At 67.3% G+C, this 17,500-nt stretch carries 15 protein-coding genes; 7 read left to right on the top strand and 8 right to left on the bottom strand.

Annotated elements, in window-relative coordinates:
• Positions 1-116 precede the first annotated feature (116 nt).
• The gene (locus tag J3A72_RS01650) at positions 117-2,210 is read left to right on the top strand and encodes a TonB-dependent receptor (RefSeq protein ID WP_075075940.1); all 2,094 of its coding nucleotides are present in this window, start codon (positions 117-119) and stop codon (positions 2,208-2,210) included.
• Positions 2,211-2,289: 79 nt separating this feature from the next.
• Here the strand turns inward: J3A72_RS01650 and J3A72_RS01645 are convergent, their stop codons facing one another.
• Positions 2,290-2,634 (bottom strand): hypothetical protein, encoded by a 345-nt coding sequence (locus tag J3A72_RS01645; RefSeq protein WP_049408878.1) that lies wholly within the window; start codon positions 2,632-2,634, stop codon positions 2,290-2,292.
• Between the two features lie 147 nt (positions 2,635-2,781).
• On the opposite strand from J3A72_RS01645, the gene J3A72_RS01640 reads away from it, so the two are divergent.
• The 3 genes from J3A72_RS01640 to ligD all read left to right on the top strand — a co-directional run bounded on the left by J3A72_RS01640 (position 2,782) and on the right by ligD (position 6,761).
• The gene (locus J3A72_RS01640) at positions 2,782-3,180 is read left to right on the top strand and encodes a hypothetical protein (protein WP_014035432.1); all 399 of its coding nucleotides are present in this window, start codon (positions 2,782-2,784) and stop codon (positions 3,178-3,180) included.
• 164 nt (positions 3,181-3,344) lie between these two features.
• Entirely contained in the window at positions 3,345-4,265 is a 921-nt protein-coding gene (locus tag J3A72_RS01635) for a Ku protein (RefSeq protein WP_049408879.1), read from the top strand.
• A gap of 3 nt (positions 4,266-4,268) precedes the next feature.
• Positions 4,269-6,761, top strand: a complete 2,493-nt coding sequence (ligD, locus tag J3A72_RS01630; RefSeq protein WP_075075939.1) for a DNA ligase D — start codon at positions 4,269-4,271, stop codon at positions 6,759-6,761.
• Between the two features lie 75 nt (positions 6,762-6,836).
• On the opposite strand, the gene J3A72_RS01625 is transcribed toward ligD, so the two are convergent.
• From J3A72_RS01625 to J3A72_RS01610, 4 genes are all read right to left on the bottom strand, one after another.
• Entirely contained in the window at positions 6,837-7,229 is a 393-nt protein-coding gene (locus J3A72_RS01625) for a hypothetical protein (protein ID WP_075075938.1), read from the bottom strand.
• 127 nt (positions 7,230-7,356) lie between these two features.
• A complete protein-coding gene (adhP, locus tag J3A72_RS01620) occupies positions 7,357-8,385 on the bottom strand; it encodes an alcohol dehydrogenase AdhP (protein ID WP_075075937.1) in 1,029 nt (342 codons plus the stop codon).
• A gap of 96 nt (positions 8,386-8,481) precedes the next feature.
• Positions 8,482-9,120 (bottom strand): bifunctional 4-hydroxy-2-oxoglutarate aldolase/2-dehydro-3-deoxy-phosphogluconate aldolase, encoded by a 639-nt coding sequence (gene eda, locus J3A72_RS01615; RefSeq protein ID WP_075075936.1) that lies wholly within the window; start codon positions 9,118-9,120, stop codon positions 8,482-8,484.
• 117 nt (positions 9,121-9,237) lie between these two features.
• Complete coding sequence (locus J3A72_RS01610) at positions 9,238-9,828, bottom strand: cysteine dioxygenase family protein (protein WP_075075935.1); 591 nt, start codon at positions 9,826-9,828, stop codon at positions 9,238-9,240.
• 240 nt (positions 9,829-10,068) lie between these two features.
• On the opposite strand from J3A72_RS01610, the gene J3A72_RS01605 reads away from it, so the two are divergent.
• Positions 10,069-11,124, top strand: coding sequence for a LacI family DNA-binding transcriptional regulator (locus tag J3A72_RS01605; protein WP_075075934.1), 1,056 nt, complete (start codon positions 10,069-10,071; stop codon positions 11,122-11,124).
• Positions 11,125-11,230: 106 nt separating this feature from the next.
• Here the strand turns inward: J3A72_RS01605 and phhA are convergent, their stop codons facing one another.
• Positions 11,231-12,124: a phenylalanine 4-monooxygenase gene (phhA, locus tag J3A72_RS01600; RefSeq protein ID WP_075075933.1), complete on the bottom strand. Its 894-nt coding sequence runs from the start codon at positions 12,122-12,124 to the stop codon at positions 11,231-11,233.
• Between the two features lie 125 nt (positions 12,125-12,249).
• On the opposite strand from phhA, the gene J3A72_RS01595 reads away from it, so the two are divergent.
• Complete coding sequence (locus tag J3A72_RS01595) at positions 12,250-12,735, top strand: Lrp/AsnC family transcriptional regulator (protein ID WP_014645428.1); 486 nt, start codon at positions 12,250-12,252, stop codon at positions 12,733-12,735.
• 39 nt (positions 12,736-12,774) lie between these two features.
• Here the strand turns inward: J3A72_RS01595 and J3A72_RS01590 are convergent, their stop codons facing one another.
• Positions 12,775-13,767: a patatin-like phospholipase family protein gene (locus tag J3A72_RS01590; protein ID WP_032958418.1), complete on the bottom strand. Its 993-nt coding sequence runs from the start codon at positions 13,765-13,767 to the stop codon at positions 12,775-12,777.
• Between the two features lie 204 nt (positions 13,768-13,971).
• On the bottom strand, positions 13,972-14,991 hold the full coding sequence (locus tag J3A72_RS01585; protein ID WP_032962348.1) for a TIGR00266 family protein: 1,020 nt from the start codon (positions 14,989-14,991) through the stop codon (positions 13,972-13,974).
• Positions 14,992-15,148: 157 nt separating this feature from the next.
• On the opposite strand from J3A72_RS01585, the gene J3A72_RS01580 reads away from it, so the two are divergent.
• Positions 15,149-17,419 carry a TonB-dependent receptor gene (locus tag J3A72_RS01580; protein WP_075075932.1) on the top strand — a complete coding sequence of 757 codons (2,271 nt, stop codon included), beginning with the start codon at positions 15,149-15,151 and terminating at the stop codon, positions 17,417-17,419.
• Positions 17,420-17,500: the final 81 nt, after the last annotated feature.

Here is a 17,500-nt window from a genome sequence, read left to right as displayed (position 1 = left end):
GCTTTTCGGCCGGAAACAGCCCATCGTAACAAAGCCTGCCGGGGCTGGCCGCCGCCATCGTCATCCGCGGCCCCGTACCATGGCGTGCGTTGCCGCCCGATCCATCAACCTGAATCATGAATCCCGCCGCACGACGCCGTTGCCTGCCGCTGTCCGCCCTGCTGCTGTCGCCTTGGACGGCGGTGGCCGAGCCTGCGCCCACCGCCCTGCCTGCGGTGCAGGTACAGGCCGCCCGGGTGCCGGGCATCGATCCGTTCGCGCTGCCGGCCAGCCAGGACACGGTCTGGATCGACGCCAGCCGCGCGGGCACCGGTGCGCAGCTGTCTGAGGCCTTGGCCGGGGTCCCCGGACTGCTGGCACGTGACCGGCAGAACTTCGCCCAGGACACGCAGCTGTCGATTCGTGGCTTCGGCGCACGCTCGACCTTCGGCGTGCGCGGGGTGCGGGTGCTGATCGACGGCGTGCCGGCCACCATGCCTGACGGCCAGGGCCAGCTGTCGCATGCCAGCCTGTTGGGCGCCGAGCGCATCGAGGTGCTGCGCGGGCCGTTCTCGGCGCTGTACGGCAATTCCTCCGGCGGCGTGCTGCAGGTCTGGAGCGCGCAGGGCCAGGCCGGTGACCCGTGGCGGTTGCGCGTGAATGCCGGCGCCGACAACACCCTCAGTGTCGGCGCACAGCTCAAGGGTGCCGGCCCAGCGCTGGACTACAACATCGCGGCCAACCACTTCCGCACCGATGGCTGGCGGGACCACAGCCGTGCGCGCCGCGAATCGCTCAACGCACGCATTGGTGGTGATCTGGGCGGTGGGCGGCTGGAGCTGCTGCTCAATGCGCTGGATGCCCCCGATGCGCAGGATCCGCTGGGCCTGAGCCGTGCCCAGGTGGCGGCTGATCCGCGCCAGGCCACGGCAGTCGCGCACCAGTACAACACCCGCAAATCGGTGCGCCAGCAGCAGGCTGGCCTGCGCTGGACCCGGGAGACCGGGGCACAGCGCTGGCAATTGATGGGCTATGCCGGCCAACGCACGGTGACCCAATACCTGCCGATTCCGCCGGCACCCCAGACCAACAGCCCGCTGCATGCCGGCGGCGTGATCGATCTGCAGGGCGGGTATGGCGGGCTGGACGCGCGCTGGGGCTGGCACGGCGACCTCGCCGGCCGGCCGCTGGACCTGGTGGCCGGGCTCAGCGCCCACCGCCAGCGCCAGCACCGCACCGGCTACGAGAACTTCGTGGGCAGCGCCCTCGGGGTGCGCGGGCGCCTGCGCCGTGACCAGATCGATACCGTGCAGAACGTGGACCAGTTCGCCCAAGCCTGGTGGCAATGGAGTCCGCGCTGGTCGCTGCTGGCCGGGGTGCGCCACAGCGCGGTGCGTTTCGACTCGGACGATCGCTACATCACCACCCGCAACCCGGATGACAGTGGCCACCGGCGCTACCAGGCGACCACGCCGGTGGCAGGCGTCAGCTTCGAGGCCAGCCCGCAGTGGCGCCTGCATGCCGCCGTGGGGCGTGGATTCGAGACCCCCACCTTCAACGAGCTGGGGTATCGCGCCGATGGTCAGGCGGGTCTGGCGCTGGATCTGGCGGCCGCCCGCAGCCGCAGCCTGGAGCTAGGCAGCAAGTGGCACGCACAGGATGGAACCCAGCTCGATGTCAGCCTGTTCCGTGCAGATACCGACGATGAGCTGGCAGTTGCCAGCAATATCGGCGGTCGCAGCACGTATCGCAACATCGGCCGCACCCGCCGCCAGGGTGTGGAACTGCAGTATCGCCAGCCGCTGGCCGAGCAGCTGGAGCTGCAGCTGGCGTGGACCTGGCTGCAGGCGCAGGCGCGTTCGCCGTACCTCACCTCCAACACCCTGGTTGCCGCCGGCAGCCGCCTGCCCGGGGTACCGCGCCAGCAGGCCTTTGCCCGGCTGCAATGGTCGCCCGGCCAGTGGCAGTGGGCGCTGGAGGCCTCCGCCAGCAGTGATACCGTAGTCAACGACGTGGCGACCGAACGCGCGCCCGGCTTCGCCCTGCTGCATCTGGAAGGCGGCCGTCGCTGGGCCCTGCCGGGTGGCGAGCTGCGCGCCTTCGCCCGGATGGAGAACGTGCTGGACCAGGCCTACATAGGCTCGGTGATCGTCAACGATGGCAACGGGCGCTTCTACGAACCGGGACCGGGACGGCGGGCCAACGTCGGCCTGCAATGGTCGTGGCGTTGAAGGGGTAGTGCCGGCCGCTGGCCGGCATCGCGCCGTGCAGGACGTCAGGAGGTTGCCGGCCAGCGGCCGGCACTACCCGTCAGTCGGGGGCCTTGGCTGGCACGAACGGCGATGTCGGGTCGCTGGCCGGGAAGGTCTCCTCCAGCGCTTCGTCCTGGTTGTCGCTGGCGCGCTGCTTGCGTTCGCGGCGCTTGAGCGGGCTTTCCTGGCCACCGCGATGGCGGTCACCGCCATCCTTGCGGTCCTGCGCCGCCTGTTCAGCCTCGTGCTTCACCGGCAGATGGTCGCTCCCGTGCTCGGCATCGAAGAACGGTGCGCCGGTGCCACGGTAGTCGGCGTTGTCGGCATCGCGCTTGCCGCGCTGCTCGCCGGGAATGGGCGGGTGGTTCTCCCGCAGCGGGTCTCGCGAGGTCTCTCGGCTCATGGTCTGGTACCTGCCCTTGGGGGGATTCCACTACACCGCCCCGCAGGTAAAGCCGTTGCGAACCTGGCGTCATGAACATCTCGCTCACCCCCCGGTAACGGCACCGCGCGTATTCCTGCCCACCCGCCCCCGCTGCAGGAGCCGGCCATGCCCCGTCTTGAACGACCCGCACCGTCCGTGTTCAACGCCCTGCTCGATCCGCTCGGCCAACGTACCGCGCAGCGCCGCACGCGCCGCCATGAGGATCCGCAGGCGGTGGCCCAGGACTATCTGCAGTACATGCTCAGTGACTACGAGGAACGTCGCGGGCAAAGTCATCGCAACTGGCGTGACCTGTGCCCGGTCTATGCCTTCGCGTTGACAACCCATGCTGCCGACTGGCCGCGCGGCGACGCTGCCGATACCTGCGAGGAATTGGCCGAGCACTGGGAACAGATGCGCGGGCAGTCGCGGCTGGGCTGGTCGCAGGCGCGGCCGGTGGTGGAGGACGCCTGGCGCGCGCTGGACCATATTCCGGCGGCGGCGGTGAGGCCGTTGCTGCAGTAGTGCCGGCCGCTGGCCGGAAACCCCAGGACACTTCAGGCCGCGAGCTCTGCTGGCCGGCGGCCGGCACTACCGCACCTGCGTGGAACCCACGTGAACGGTATCGACACGGGTGGTTTACACCGCCCATCCGAAGCTGGGTGCCCTGCCCCATCAAAGGTGCGTCCATGGCCCGCCCGATCTGGACCGGTACGCTGTCCTTCGGACTGCTCAATGTGCCGGTGTCGCTGATGTCCGGCGAACGCAAGGTTGACCTGCAGTTCCGCATGCTCGACTCGCGCGATCGCAAGCCGATCCGTTTCGAAAGGGTCAACGCCGACACCGGCGAGGAAGTGCCCTGGAAGGACATCGTCAAAGCCTATGAGTACGACAAGGGCAGTTATGTCGTGCTGGAGGAAGGCGACATCCGCTCGGCGGCGCCGGAAAGCCACGAAGCGGTGGAGGTGGAATCCTTCGTGGACGCAGCGCAGATCGACCCGCGCTACTACGAGAAGCCGTACCTGCTGGTGCCCGGCAAGAAGGCCGAAAAGGGCTACGTGCTCCTGCGCGAAACGCTGCGCAGTACCGGCAAGGTAGGCATTGCCCGGGTGGTGGTGCGCACGCGCGAGTACCTGTGTGCGGTGATGCCGCATGCGGACGCGCTGGTGCTGATGATCCTGCGCTATCCGCAGGAACTGGTGGATCCCGAGGACTACAAGCTGCCTGCCGGCAAGCTGTCCGACTACCGCATCACCAGCAAGGAAACGGCGATGGCCGAGCAGTTGATCGAGTCGATGTCCGGCGATTGGGACCCATCGCACTACCACGATGAATTCCGCGAGCGCCTGCAGCAGGTGCTGAACAAGCGCATCAAGTCCAAGGGCGGCACCACGCGGGTGGAAGATGAGCCCGCACCACACGAGGATGCGACAACGAACGTTGTCGACTTCATGGCATTGCTGCAGAAGAGCCTGGATGCGAACAAGCGCACGCCGGCGAAGAAGACCGCAACGCGCAAGGCAGCCGCAAAGTCGACGGTGAAGAAGGCCGCAAAGAAGACAACGAAGAAGGCTGCGAAGAAGGCCGCACCACGGCGCAAGGCAGGTTGAACCATGTCGCTGCACCAGTACCGGCGCAAGCGCCGGCTTGGCGGAGGCACAGGGCAGACGCCGGAGCCTGACGACACACCCGCACGCGGTGATCCGCAGCGGCGGCCAACCTTCGTCATCCAGCTGCACCATGCCAGTTCGCGCCACTATGACTTCCGCCTTGAGATGGACGGCGTGCTGAAGAGCTGGGCAGTGCCGAAAGGCCCTTCGCTTCGCGTCGGCGAGAAGCGGCTGGCCGTGGAAGTGGAAGATCACCCGTTGTCCTACGCTGGCTTCGAGGGCGACATTCCCGAAGGCCACTACGGCGCGGGGCACGTGGAGGTGTTCGATCAGGGCACCTGGGCCTGCGAAGGCGATCCACTGCAGGCGCTGGCAGCTGGAAAGATCGACTTCGTACTGCATGGACAACGCCTGGCCGGTGGCTGGAAGCTGGTGCGCACGGCAATGAAGGGACGCCAGGTGCAGTGGCTGCTGATCAAGCGCGACGACGAGCAGGCGCGCGATGCCGAAGCAGACGATCTGCTGGATGCGCACGTGCCCAAGCGCGCATCCACCGTGATGAAGCGCACTGGGGGGAAGGCAGGGCGTGCTGTGCCCGCCGCACGCACGGCTACCCGCAAGGCCGATGCACGCTGGCATGCGCGCGCGCTGAAACTGGACGGCGCACGTGACACGCCCTACCCGCATGGGTTCAAGCCGCAATTGACCGATCATCGCGACAGCGCGCCGGACGGCGCGCGTTGGCTGCACGAGATCAAGTGGGACGGCTATCGCCTGCTGGCCGATCTGCACGACGGCGAGGTGAAGCTCCGCTCCCGCAATGGCCTGGATTGGACCGATGACTTCCCCGAGGTCGTGCAGGCCGTGCAGGCGCTGCCGGTGCGCGATGCGCGCCTGGACGGTGAGCTGGTGGTGCTGGACAAGGAAGGGCGCAGCGATTTCGCAGCGTTGCAGCGCGTGATCGATGGAAGCTCGAAGCAACCGCTGCGCTACATCGTGTTCGATCTTCCGGGTGTGGCCAACGCGGACATCAGTCGTGCGCCATTGCTGGAACGCAAAGCGCTGCTGAAGGATCTCATCGGACCGGTGCCCGGCATCCTGGCCTTCAGCGAACATGTGATCGACCAGGGCCCGCAGGTGTTCGATGCCAGTGGCCAGGCGGGATTCGAAGGCATCGTCAGCAAGCAGGTGGACGCGCCGTACGTGAACACCCGCGCACGCAGCTGGGTGAAGGTGAAGCACGAAGACACCGACGAGTTCGTGATTGTCGGCTACACGGCCCCCAGGGGCTCGCGGGTGGGTTTCGGATCATTGTTGCTGGCAACGCCGGACAAGGAGGGTCTGCGCTATGTGGGCCGCGTCGGTACCGGCTTCGACGACGAGAACCTTCGCGCGCTGCTCAAGGCATTGCAGCCACTGGCAGTAAAGACGCCCGTGCTGCAGCTTCCGGCGCATGTGCCGTTCCGCGCCGCCAGCGTGCGCTGGGTGAAGCCGGTGACGGTGGCGGAAGTGGCGTTCCGTGGCTGGGGCAAGGAAGGCCTGCTGCGCCAGGCCAGTTTCAAGCGGCTGCGCAGCGACAAGCAGAAGGAGGACCTGGGAATGAGCAACGCAACAGCAGTTGCTGAAGCCGGGGGTGAGGTCCAGATCACGCATCCGGAGCGGGTGGTGTTTCCCAGTCAGGGACTGGGCAAAGGCGACGTGGCCGACTATTACCGGCGCATGGCGCGCTGGATCCTGCCCGAAATTGCCGGACGGCCGCTGTCATTGCTGCGCTGCCCCGATGGGGTGGGCAAGGCCTGTTTCTTCCAGAAGCATCATGGCCCCGGCCTGGGCGACGCGGTGCACGCGGTGCCCCTGCAGCAGAAGAGCGGCCGCGAGGACTACGTCTATATCGACGACGCACGGGGCCTGCTGCAGCTGGTGCAGATGAACACGCTGGAGCTGCATCCGTGGGGTGCGACCGTAGCAGACACCGAGCATCCGGATCGACTGGTATTCGATCTCGATCCTGGCAACGGCGTCAGCTGGGCACAGGTGAAATCGGGTGCGCGTGATGTGCGTGATCGTCTGCAGCAGGTGGGCCTGGAGAGCTTCGTGCGGCTGTCTGGCGGCAAGGGGCTGCATGTGGTGGTACCGCTGCAGCCCAAGGCCGGCTGGGACGAGGCGAAGGCGTTCTGCGAGGCCTTTGCGCAGGCAATGGCAAAGGAGCAACCTGATCGCTATGTGGCGACGATGAGCAAGGCCAAGCGCAGCGGCGTCATCTTCATCGACTGGTTGCGCAACACCCGAGGGGCCACCAGCGTGTGCTCGTGGTCGCTGCGCGCGCGCGATTCCGCCGGTGTGGCAGTGCCGCTGCGCTGGGAGGAACTGGCGCGCATCAGTGCTGCCGACGCCTTTCCCATGGGCAAGGCGCTGGCGAGGGCGCCACGCCTGAAGAGTGACCCATGGCAGGGCATCGCGCAGTTGGAGCAGACGCTGCCGCGCATGGACCTGTAGAGCCGAGCCCATGCTCGGCTGCATGTGTCGATGTGCATGAAAGCCGAGCATGGGCTCGGCTCTACAAAGGCGGCGTTACCCTGCGTCGCGCGAGGCGCGGCGGCCGAACCACCAACCGGCCAGCAGTTGCAGCGGCAGCGATGCCAGCAGCGCAATGACGAACCAGAACGGGAAATCCGCACCGGCCGTCCACATCGCGTAGCCACAGCCCAGCGCGATCAGCGACCAGATCGAGAAGCCATGCGAACGCGGCCAGCAGGGGGCGTAATAGGTGGCAAAGGAAACGCCCGCGATGCCACCAAGAACGCTGAAGGTGAGGTCCCAGCCCAGCTGCACGCTGTTGTTGTCCGGCGACAGGCCCAGCAACGGGGGCAGCCAGCTGGCGACGCTGCTGACCAGCGCAAGCGACAGGACGCCGCCGATCAGGGCGACGATGGACAGGAACAGGGTCTTGAGCAGGCCGGGCATGCGCGCATTGTACGGCGGCCACAGAGTGCCCGCGTTGCCGGCCAGCGGCCGGCACTACCGATGAATCGGCATGGCCGCCGCGTCCGTGGGAGAGGGGGACGGAGCGACGACGGCCATGCACGGGCGGTCAGGCGGCGAAGTCGAGTACCACGCGGCCCTCAATGGTGCCCGCGTGCATGCGCGCGAACACGTCGTTGATGTTCTCCAGGCGGTCGGTGCTGACCGTGGCCGCGACCTTGCCTTCGGCGGCGAACTGCAGCGACTCCTGCAGGTCCAGCCGGGTGCCGACGATCGAGCCGCGCACGGTGATGCCGTTGAGCACCATGCCGAAGATGTCCAGCGGGAAATTACCGGGCGGCAGTCCGTTGAGCGAGACGGTGCCGCCACGGCGGACCATGCCCAGCGCCTGCTCGAACGCCTTCGGTGAGACCGCCGTGACCAGGGCGCCGTGCGCGCCGCCGATCTCCTTCCTGAGGAAGGCGGCCGGATCGGTGGTGCGCGCGTTCACGGTGACCTGCGCACCCAGCTGCCGGGCCAATGCCAGCTTGTTGTCGTCCACGTCCACCGCAGCCACGTTCAGGCCCATCGCACGGGCGTACTGCACCGCCATGTGGCCCAGGCCACCGATGCCGGAAATCGCCACCCAGTCGCCGGGCTTGGTGTCGGTGACCTTCAGGCCCTTGTAGACGGTCACGCCGGCGCACAGCACCGGTGCGATCTCGACGAAGCCCACGTCCTTCGGAAGCAGGCCGACATAGTTGGCATCGGCCAGTGCGTACTCGGCGAAGCCGCCGTTGACCGAGTAACCGGTATTGCGCTGTGTCTCGCACAGCGTTTCCCAGCCACCCAGGCAGTGTTCGCAATGGCCACACGCCGAGTACAACCAGGGGATGCCGACCCTGTCGCCTTCCTTGACGTGCCCTACCCCGCCTCCCACGGCCACGACGTGCCCCACGCCCTCGTGGCCGGGGATGAACGGCGGGTTCGGTTTCACCGGCCAGTCGCCCTCGGCGGCGTGCAGGTCGGTGTGGCAGACGCCACAGGCCTCGATCCTGACCAGTACCTCGCCCGCCCCCGGGCGTGGTACCGAGACTTCCTCGATCACCAGTGGCTTGCCGAACTCACGCACGACAGCGGCCTTCATGGTCGAATTCATGTTCGGATCTCCGTAGTGCGCTTGCCCACAGAATGACGCCGGCACGAGGCCGGCGCTTTGATCACGATCAAACCTTTGAAGATTCGCGGAGCAGGTTCAGCTGGCCAGCACGGACGCCTCGCGGGCCAGGCGTTCGATCGCCTCCCAGTCGCGGGTCTGCAGCAGTGCCGGGGTGGTCAGCCACGAACCGCCGACGCACAGCACGTTGGGCAGATGCAGGAACTGCGGCGCGGTCTGCGCACTGATGCCGCCGGTCGGGCAGAAGCGCACATCGGCGAACGGACCGTGCCAGGCCGTCAGCAGTGCAGCGCCGCCGGCCTGCACCGCCGGGAAGAACTTGAAGGTGTCCTGGCCATGCTCCAGGCCCAGGATCAGGTCCGAGGCGGTGGCGGCACCGGGCAGGTACGGCAGGTCGGCATCACGCGCGGCCGCATACAACGCCGGCGTGGCACCGGGGGACACCGCGAATCGCGCGCCGGCCTGCTTTGCTGCCTGCATCTGCGCGGCGTCGAGTACGGTGCCGGCACCGATCACCGCGTCCGGCACGGCCTCGACCATCGCCTTGATCGCATCCAGCGCCTGCGGCGTGCGCAGCGTCACCTCGATTACCGGCAGGCCGCCGCGGAACAGTGCCTGGGCGACGTCGACCGCTTCATTCACATCTTCGGGGGTGTACACCGGGATCACCGGTGCCAGCTTCAACAGCGCGCGCAGGCGCGGATCAGCGCTGGACATGGTCTTGCTCCTTGCCCGACGGGGCATCGCGGATCGCCGCCGGGTACGGCAGCGCAGCGGCGCATGATGCCACGGGGCTCACGAACGTGCTGGCAGCGTCGCCCCGCCCTGCCCCGGTCAGGCCGGGTCGGCCTGCAGTGCCTGGATGCGGCGCTGGTACCAGTCGCCACCGAGCGGGTCGAACACCGCCGAGCGCTCCATCTGCGACTCGTACACGTGCACAGAAATCGCCAATGCGTCGTCGCTGGCGTTGCGCAGGGTGTGGTACTCGTGCGGCGGGATCAGGCTGCCGGCACTGCCGCAGCCTCCGCGCAGCGTGGCGTGGCGGTGGAAACGCCAGCGCTCGCCGGCGCGCTCCAGCAGCTCGTAACGGGTGATCTCCAGTTCGCCCAACCACACTCCCTCCACACACCACATGGCATCGTGGTCGTGCAGCGGCGTGCCCTGCCCTGGGCCCCAGCTCATGGCGATCACGCTGTAGCCGTGTTCGCGGCTGTGGTACAGCGGACGTCGCGCGTAATGATCACTGACCGGCCGATGCACGCATTCGGGCAATTCGATGCAGCTGTCGGTTATGGCTTCCTGCAGCGCCAGCTGCAGGTCGGCGGTGATGCGCCCGGCATCACCGGCGGTCACCGCCGCATCGACCGCAGCGATCAACCGGTCGCGGCCACGGAACGGCGGAAACGGAGAGGTCTGCAGGTCCATGCACCTGACTGTAGCGGAGCATGGTTAAGGGAATGTTGGCGTTCGCGCGCGTCGCGTCCGCATTCAGGGTGAACACGCGCAGAAGAACGGTTCAGATGCAGAGGCACTAGAGCAATCACAAGGGAACCTCGCGCAGCAAAACGTGTCGAACACGACGCGATTCAGATCCGCTGCGACGTTCCGCAACTTCGCATCCGACGGGTGCAAGGCTAGAATTCTCCGACTTACCTGGTTCTATACATGTCAGTGCGAAATATGAGCGATGCCGCGTTGCCGGCATCGAAAGGCAAGGCTGCCACGATCAACGACATCGCACGACTGTCGGGAGTTTCCAAGAAAACGGTTTCAAGAATCATCAACAACTCGCCGCTGGTGCGCAAAGACACCCGCGACAAGGTCGAGGCGTTGATGCGCGAGGTCGGTTACGTGCCCGACCCGCTGGCGCGCGGACTCGCGTTCCGCCGCTCCTTCCTGATCGGCCTGGTGTATGACGACCCCGGCGCCCAATGCATTGTCGACCTGCAGCACGGCGCGCTGGAAGCGCTGCGCGGCACCGGCTATGAGCTGGTGGTGCACCCGTGCAACAGCCAGGATCCGGACTGTGCGGACGGCGTGCGCCGTTTCGTGCAGCAGCAGAAACTGCATGGCGTGATCCTCGGCCCGCGCGCCTCCGAATCGATGGCGCTGGCGCAGATGCTCGACGCGATCGACTGCCGCCACATCCGCATCAACGCGCATGCGTCGGAAGAAGACGTGCAGGCGGTGGTCACCCACGATCGCGATGGTGCGGCGGCGGCTGCGGGCTACCTGCTCTCGCTCGGCCACCGCGACATCGCGGTGATTGCCGGTCCCGGTGACCGGCGCGCTGCCCGCGAGCGGACCCACGGCTTCCTTGATCGGCTGGCCCAGGTCGGCGTGACCCTGCCGGGCGAGCGCGTGCTGGAAGCGGGCGACACCTTCGAGTCCGGCGTGCATGCCGCCGAACGCCTGCTGATGGGCGGACAACGCCCCAGTGCGATCTTCACCGGCAACGACGAAATCGCCGCAGGCGTCTACCAGGTGGCATTGCGTGCGGGCATCGCGGTGCCGCAGCAGTTGTCGATCGTCAGCTACGACGACAGCCCGCTGGCGTCGCGGCTGTGGCCGCCGCTGACGTCGGTACGCCGCCACGTCTCCGACATCGGCCGCATGGCTGCCACGATGCTGGTGCAGACCGACGTACCGGAGGCGCCGGCTGCGGCCAGCGTGCATCCGCAACTGATGGTGCGCGGTTCCTGCCGGGCCGTGGACGGCTGAGTGTCCTGCCCTCGCCTGCGCCGTCGCGACAGAACGGTGCAGGCAACAACGAAAACGGCGCACCAGGGTGCGCCGTTTCCACTGCGGAGCGGTGTGCGTTACGCGCTTACACGTCGCCGCCGTCGGCCCAGCCTTCACCCGTGCCCTTCTGGAACACGCGGTCATCGCCCTGCACATCACCGGCCGGCAGATGCGCCTGGTCGGCCAGTGCCGCGTAGATCGGGGTGAAGTCCGGCGACGTCGCCTGCATCAGCTGTTCGAAGCTGTCGATGACGAAGTAGGTCTTCTGGAAGGTGTCGATGCGGTACTTGGTGCGCATGATCCGCTGCAGGTCGAAACCGATGCGGTTGGGCGCGGGCGATTCCAGCGAGTACAGCGACTCGCCCTTCGACGACACGATGCCGGCGCCGTAGATGCGCAGGCCGTCGGGCGTATCGATCAGGCCGAACTCCACCGTGTACCAGTACAGGCGGGTCAGGTTCTGCAGTGCATCCGGGCCGATCGCGTGGGCCTTGACGCCGCCACGGCCGTACGCCTCCATGTAGTCGGCGAACACCGGGTTCATCAGCAGCGGCACGTGGCCAAACAGATCGTGGAACAGGTCCGGTTCGGCGATGTAGTCGATCTGGTCCGGGCGACGGATCCACCAGGTCACCGGGAAACGGCGGTTGGCCAGGTGGTCGAAGAAATCCAGTTCCGGCAGCAGGCCTTCAACGCCGACCAGGGTCCAGCCGGTGGCGGCGCCCAGTACTTCGTTGAGCTGGTCGAAGCGCGGAATCATGTGTGCGCTCATGCCCATCTCGTCCTGCGCGTCCAGGAACTCCTGGCAGGCGCGGCCGACCAGCAGTTCGCGCTGGCGCTGGTACAGCGTGCTCCAGGTGGCGTGGTCGTCGGCGCTGTAGGTGTCCCACGGCTGCTCGACGAGCGCGGTGGTATACACCGGCACGTAGCCCTTGTCGGTCTGCTGGTGTTCGACGCGGCGGGGCTGGGCGAGGTCCATGGGGCACTCCTTGACGGGATACCCACGATGCTAGGGCAGGGCGCACGCAACAGGGTTGCAAAAGTTGCGTCGATTGGCCTTGTTGGCGCAATATCCTTGCGTACTCACCATGTTGCGGGGCAACAATGGCCGGAGAAGTCCAGTTCGATCGCACGGATATACGTCTACTGGCTGAAATCCAGCGGGATGGGCGCGCCACCAACGCCGAGCTGGCGACACGGGTGAACCTCTCGCCCTCGGCCTGCCTGCGCCGCCTGCAGCGGCTGGAAAGCGAGGGCGTGATCGTCGGCTATGGCGCGCGGCTGGAACCGCGCCAGCTGCGCCTGGGCCTGCAGGCCTTCGTGCGCGTGCAGCTGGAAAAGCATGACCAGGCCGCCATCGGCCACTTCGTGGACAGCGTGCAAGCGTGGGACGAGGTGGTGGCCTGCCATGCGCTGACCGGCGACATGGACTACCTGCTGCACGTCTACGTGCGCGACCTGGAGCACTTCTCGCACTTCCTGCTGGACCGGCTGCTCAACGCCGGCGGCGTGGCCGATGCCAATTCCAGCTTCGTGCTGCGAACGGTGAAGGGTTTCCAGGCGTTGCCGTTGTCGCAGCTGGAGCCCTGAGCAGCCACCAGGCGTGCCCAGTGGCCTGGCATCAATGGATCAGCACTTGTCCTTGCGGCCCATCAGCTTGCCCAGGCGCGAGGCTTCCTCGCACTTTGGTGCGGCCACCGGCGCGGGTGCCGCTGCGGCGGCGCGCGCGCGCTGCAACTGCTGGATCTTCGCGCGGATCTGCGGCATGGCCGCCATTGCGGCCTTCTCGCCTTCCAGGATCGCGGTGCCGCGCTGGCTGAAATCGGCGGCGCCGATGTCCAGTACCTTCGGACGGATGACGATGTCGGCGCGCGCCAGCTCCTGCTCGCCCAGGCGCTGGCCCATGATCGAGATGGACTGGTTGACGATGCCCAGCATGTCCGTCGGTGCCTTGCCGCTGGCCTTGCTGGAGATGTCCACGGCGATCACGAAGTCGGCGCCGAGCTGGCGCGCGGCATCCACCGGCACCGGGCTGACCACGCCGCCGTCGATGTAATTGCGGCCGCCGATCTTCACCGGCTCGAACACACCGGGGATGCTGCTCGACGCGCGCACCGCCTGGCCGACGTTGCCGCGCACGAAGATCGCGCGCTCGCCCGTTTCCAGCTGGGTGGCAACGGCGGCGAACGGTTTCTTCAGGCGCTCGGCGGGACGGTTGGCGACCTGCTCGTTGACGTAGTCCTGCAGCTTCTGGCCCTGCACCAGGCCACCGGAGAACAGGCGTACGTCGCGGATGCTGGCTTCGTCCAGCGCGACTGCCTTGCTCTGCATCTGGAAGGCGTCCATGCCGCTGGCATACAGCGCACCGACCACGCTGCCGGCGCTGGTGCCGGAGACCACGGCCGGCTCGAAGCCGTTGGCTTCCAGCATCTTGATCACGCCGATATGCGCGAAGCCCTTGGCCGCGCCGCCACCGAGGGCGATGCCGATCCTGATCGGCTTGGCCTGCGGCACCACGGTCGGCGCCGGCGGCGGCGTGGGGCGGACCGGGTCGCCACCGCAGCCGGCCAGCAGGCCGATCAGGGCGACGGACAGCAGCATGCGGGGGCGGAACAGGCTCATCGGCAGTGCGCTCGCGGCGCTGGATTCAGGAAAGGGCGCCAGCATACCGAAGCCGTGGCGGGGCGGGCAGGGTGGGGGGAACTCCCTATTCAGCAAAAAAAACGTGAATCGCTTCTGGTGGGTGCGGACCTTGGTCCGCACAAATGCCTGGTCGCGCGCTGAAGGAATGTGCCAACCAAGGTTGGCACCTACCAAACGAGTGGGTCAGAACCGGTTGTCACCATCCAGCATCCGGCCCAGGCCGCCCAGCACCGAGCCTTCGCCGCGGCTCTGGCCGCCGCCCTGCGGTGCGGCCATCCACATGCGGCCGGCCAGGCGCGAGAACGGCAGCGACTGAAGCCAGACCTTGCCGGGGCCGGTCAGCGTGGCCAGGAACACGCCTTCGCCGCCGAACAGCATGCTCTTGATGCCGGCCACCCGGCGCACGTCCATGTCCACGCTGGAGTGGTAGGCCACCACGCAGCCGGTATCCACGTCCAGGCGCTCGCCGGCGGCCAGCTCGCGCTCGATCACGCAGCCACCGGCGTGGATGAACACCCAGCCGTCGCCTTCCAGCTTCTGCATGATGAAGCCCTCGCCGCCGAACAGGCCGGTCATGATCCTGCGCTGGAACTGCACGCCGATCTGCACGCCGCGCGCGCCGGCCAGGAAGCTGTCCTTCTGGCAGATCAGGCGGCCGCCGTGCTGGTCCAGTTTCATCGCCAGCACCGTGCCGGGGTAGGGCGCGGCGAAGGCGACCTTGCCCTTGCCATGCCCGCTCTGGGTGTAGACGGTGGCGAACAGGCTCTCGCCGGTCAGCACACGGCGGCCGGCGGCCATCACCTTGCCCATGAAGCCGCCCTGGTCACCGTTGGCAGCGCCAAACACCGTGTCCATCTGCACCGTGGCGTCCTTGAACATCAAGGCGCCGGCCTCGGCGATGGCGCTCTCGCCGGGGTCGAGCTCGATCTCCACGAACTGCATTTCATGGCCGACGATGCGGAACTCGATGTCGTCGGCGCGGCCGCCGGCGCCGGCGGGGACCGGGACCGGCGGCGGCGTGTTGGGCATGCCCGGGGCCGGAGCCTGCAGCTCGGCCACCTCGGCGATCGGCGTCCACCCGCTCATGCCCTGGCACCATGCCAGGGCGCGTGGATTGGCCTGCGCGTAGCGGCGTGCGGCCCCGTCATCAAGCGGGCCGATGCGCTCGGCCTGGGCGGAGGCATGGAAGTACCACTGGGTCATGGCGGCGGGTCCGTCGCTTGGAAACCCCGAGTCTAGCGAGCGCCCGGGGGTGCCGGCGACGGGGCCATGAACGGCGGGCATTTGCGGCGTAGGTGCTGTATTGCAACAATTATCTGGTAGCGCCGTTTTACCACCCCTCCAAACACAGCCTACCGCCATGTCCCCGACCCGCACTTCCCGTGGCCGATTTCCGGTCGCGCGCCCCCTCGTTGCCGCTCTTTCCGCCCTGCTGCCGCTGGTAGCAGCCGCCCAGGAAACCCCCGCTGCCAAGGATCCGGTTGCCCTCGACGCCCTGCAGGTGACCGCGCAGCGCCGTGTCGAGAACGCCAAGGACGTGCCGGTCGCGCTCTCCGCGATCCAGGGCGAGAAGCTGGATGTGCTCGGTTCGGCCGGCGATGACATCCGTTTCCTGGCCGCACGCGTGCCCAGCCTCAACATCGAGTCGTCCTACGGCCGTGCCTTCCCGCGCTTCTACATCCGCGGCCTGGGCAACACCGATTTCGACCTCAATGCGTCGCAGCCGGTGTCGCTGGTGTATGACGACGTGGTGCAGGAAAGCCCGCTGCTGAAGGGCTTCCCGCTGTTCGACCTGGCCAACGTGGAAGTGCTGCGTGGCCCGCAGGGCACGCTGTTCGGCCGCAACACCCCGGCCGGCGTGGTCAAGTTCGATTCGGCGCGACCGTCGCAGGATGCCGACGGCTACGTGCGCGTGGGCTACGGCAGCTACAACAGCTGGAACGTGCAGGGCGCCTACGGCGGCCCGCTGACCGATCGCTGGTCGGCACGCGTCTCGGCGATCTACCAGCGCCGCGATGACTGGGTCGACAACACCCGCGTCGGCGCTCCCAACAGTGGCTTCGAAGGCTATGACGAAGCCGCCGGCCGCGTGCAGTTCCTGTACGAAGGCGATGACTTCGAAGCGCTGTTCAACCTGCACAAGCGCAAGCTCAATGGCACCGCCCGCCTGTTCCGCGCCAACATCATCGAGAAGGGTGGCAACTCGCTGGTCGAGAACTTCGACCGCGACAAGGTGGCCAACGACGGCGTCAACTTCTCCGACCTGAAGACCTGGGGTGGCAGCGCGCGCCTGCAGTGGAACCTCGGCTCGGTGACGCTGCACTCGATCACCGGCTACGAAACCGCCGAATCGCTCAACCGCGGTGACATCGACGGTGGCTACGGCGCGGCGTTCCTTGGCGCCGGCAACTACGGCCCCGGCCTGATTCCGTTCTCGTCGGAGTCGGCTGACGGCCTGCCGCATCATCGCCAGTGGACGCAGGAAGTCCGCATCGAGTCCAACGAGTGGGGCCGCTTCGACTGGCAGGCCGGCGTCTTCTACTTCGATGAAGACGTGACCATCAACAACTTCAACTACGACTCGCTGGCCCCGGGCAATCCGCAGACCGGCCATGTGGTGCAGAACCAGCGCAACAAGGCCTGGGCGGTGTTCGCCTCGGGTGACTTCGATGTCACCGACCGCTTCAAGCTGCGTGCCGGCGTGCGCTACACCCAAGACAAGAAGGACTTCAGCGCCAGCGTGCTGCAGGCCGTTCCGTTCGGCACCCCGGTCAGTGGCCCGTACCTGGCCAACACCGACGTCAACGACGTCAGCTGGGACCTCAGCGGCGTCTACAAGCTGACCGACGACATCAACGCCTATGCCCGCGTGGCCAAGGGCTTCCGCGCGCCGTCGATCCAGGGCCGCCTGGCCTTCGCGCCAGGCCTGTCGCAGGCCGATTCGGAGAAGGTGATCTCGTACGAGGCCGGCATCAAGGCCGACCTGTTCGAGCGCCGCGCGCGCCTGGGCCTGAGCGTGTTCCGCTACAACGTCGATGGCCAGCAGCTGATCGCGGTGGGCGGCAGCAACAACACCGCCACCCTGCTCAACGCCGACAAGACCATCGGCCAGGGCGTCGAGCTGGACCTGGAGGCCTACCTGGCCGACAACGTCCTGCTGACCTTCGGCAGCAGCTACAACGACACCGAGATCAAGGACAAGAACCTGGCGGTGGCGATCTGCGGCGGTGGCTGCACCATCACCGACCCGACCACGGTGATCAACGGCCAGACCTATGCGCTGGTGAACGGCAACCCGCTGCCGCAGGCGCCGAAGTGGATCCACAACGCGACCCTGCGCGTGGGCTTCCCGCTCAGCGATGGCAGCGAGCTGTACGCCTACACCGACTGGGCCTACCGCAGTGCGGTGAACTTCTTCATCTACGAGTCGCCGGAATTCCGCGGCCGCAGTTCGCTGGAAGGCGGCCTGCGCCTGGGCTACAACTGGGATTACGGCCAGTACGACGTGGCGGTGTTCGGTCGCAACCTGACCAACCAGACCCGCGTGGTCGGCGCGATCGACTTCAACAACCTGACCGGCTTCCTCAACGAGCCGCGTACCTGGGGCGTGGAGTTCACCGCGAAGTTCTGATGCGGTGGCTGCGTTGATGCAATGCAGAAGGGCCGGCGCAATGCCGGCCCTTCTGGTTTCCTGCTTCGTGTAGAGCCGAGC

Source organism: Stenotrophomonas sp. PvP093, assembly GCF_017876915.1.
GTDB lineage: Bacteria > Pseudomonadota > Gammaproteobacteria > Xanthomonadales > Xanthomonadaceae > Stenotrophomonas > Stenotrophomonas muris.
This window is presented reverse-complemented; position numbering and strand designations above follow the sequence as displayed.

What these genes read in the sequence shown, in the direction of transcription:
- J3A72_RS01610 (WP_075075935.1), bottom strand. Translation starts at nt 9,828, where the DNA reads ATGGACCTGCAGACCTCTCCGTTTCCGCCGTTCCGTGGCCGCGACCGG.
- adhP (WP_075075937.1), bottom strand. Translation starts at nt 8,385, where the DNA reads ATGAATTCGACCATGAAGGCCGCTGTCGTGCGTGAGTTCGGCAAGCCA.
- J3A72_RS01580 (WP_075075932.1), top strand. Translation starts at nt 15,149, where the DNA reads ATGTCCCCGACCCGCACTTCCCGTGGCCGATTTCCGGTCGCGCGCCCC.
- J3A72_RS01595 (WP_014645428.1), top strand. Translation starts at nt 12,250, where the DNA reads ATGGCCGGAGAAGTCCAGTTCGATCGCACGGATATACGTCTACTGGCT.
- J3A72_RS01650 (WP_075075940.1), top strand. Translation starts at nt 117, where the DNA reads ATGAATCCCGCCGCACGACGCCGTTGCCTGCCGCTGTCCGCCCTGCTG.
- J3A72_RS01625 (WP_075075938.1), bottom strand. Translation starts at nt 7,229, where the DNA reads ATGCCCGGCCTGCTCAAGACCCTGTTCCTGTCCATCGTCGCCCTGATC.
- J3A72_RS01645 (WP_049408878.1), bottom strand. Translation starts at nt 2,634, where the DNA reads ATGAGCCGAGAGACCTCGCGAGACCCGCTGCGGGAGAACCACCCGCCC.
- J3A72_RS01585 (WP_032962348.1), bottom strand. Translation starts at nt 14,991, where the DNA reads ATGACCCAGTGGTACTTCCATGCCTCCGCCCAGGCCGAGCGCATCGGC.
- J3A72_RS01635 (WP_049408879.1), top strand. Translation starts at nt 3,345, where the DNA reads ATGGCCCGCCCGATCTGGACCGGTACGCTGTCCTTCGGACTGCTCAAT.
- phhA (WP_075075933.1), bottom strand. Translation starts at nt 12,124, where the DNA reads ATGGACCTCGCCCAGCCCCGCCGCGTCGAACACCAGCAGACCGACAAG.
- eda (WP_075075936.1), bottom strand. Translation starts at nt 9,120, where the DNA reads ATGTCCAGCGCTGATCCGCGCCTGCGCGCGCTGTTGAAGCTGGCACCG.
- J3A72_RS01605 (WP_075075934.1), top strand. Translation starts at nt 10,069, where the DNA reads ATGTCAGTGCGAAATATGAGCGATGCCGCGTTGCCGGCATCGAAAGGC.
- J3A72_RS01590 (WP_032958418.1), bottom strand. Translation starts at nt 13,767, where the DNA reads ATGAGCCTGTTCCGCCCCCGCATGCTGCTGTCCGTCGCCCTGATCGGC.
- ligD (WP_075075939.1), top strand. Translation starts at nt 4,269, where the DNA reads ATGTCGCTGCACCAGTACCGGCGCAAGCGCCGGCTTGGCGGAGGCACA.
- J3A72_RS01640 (WP_014035432.1), top strand. Translation starts at nt 2,782, where the DNA reads ATGCCCCGTCTTGAACGACCCGCACCGTCCGTGTTCAACGCCCTGCTC.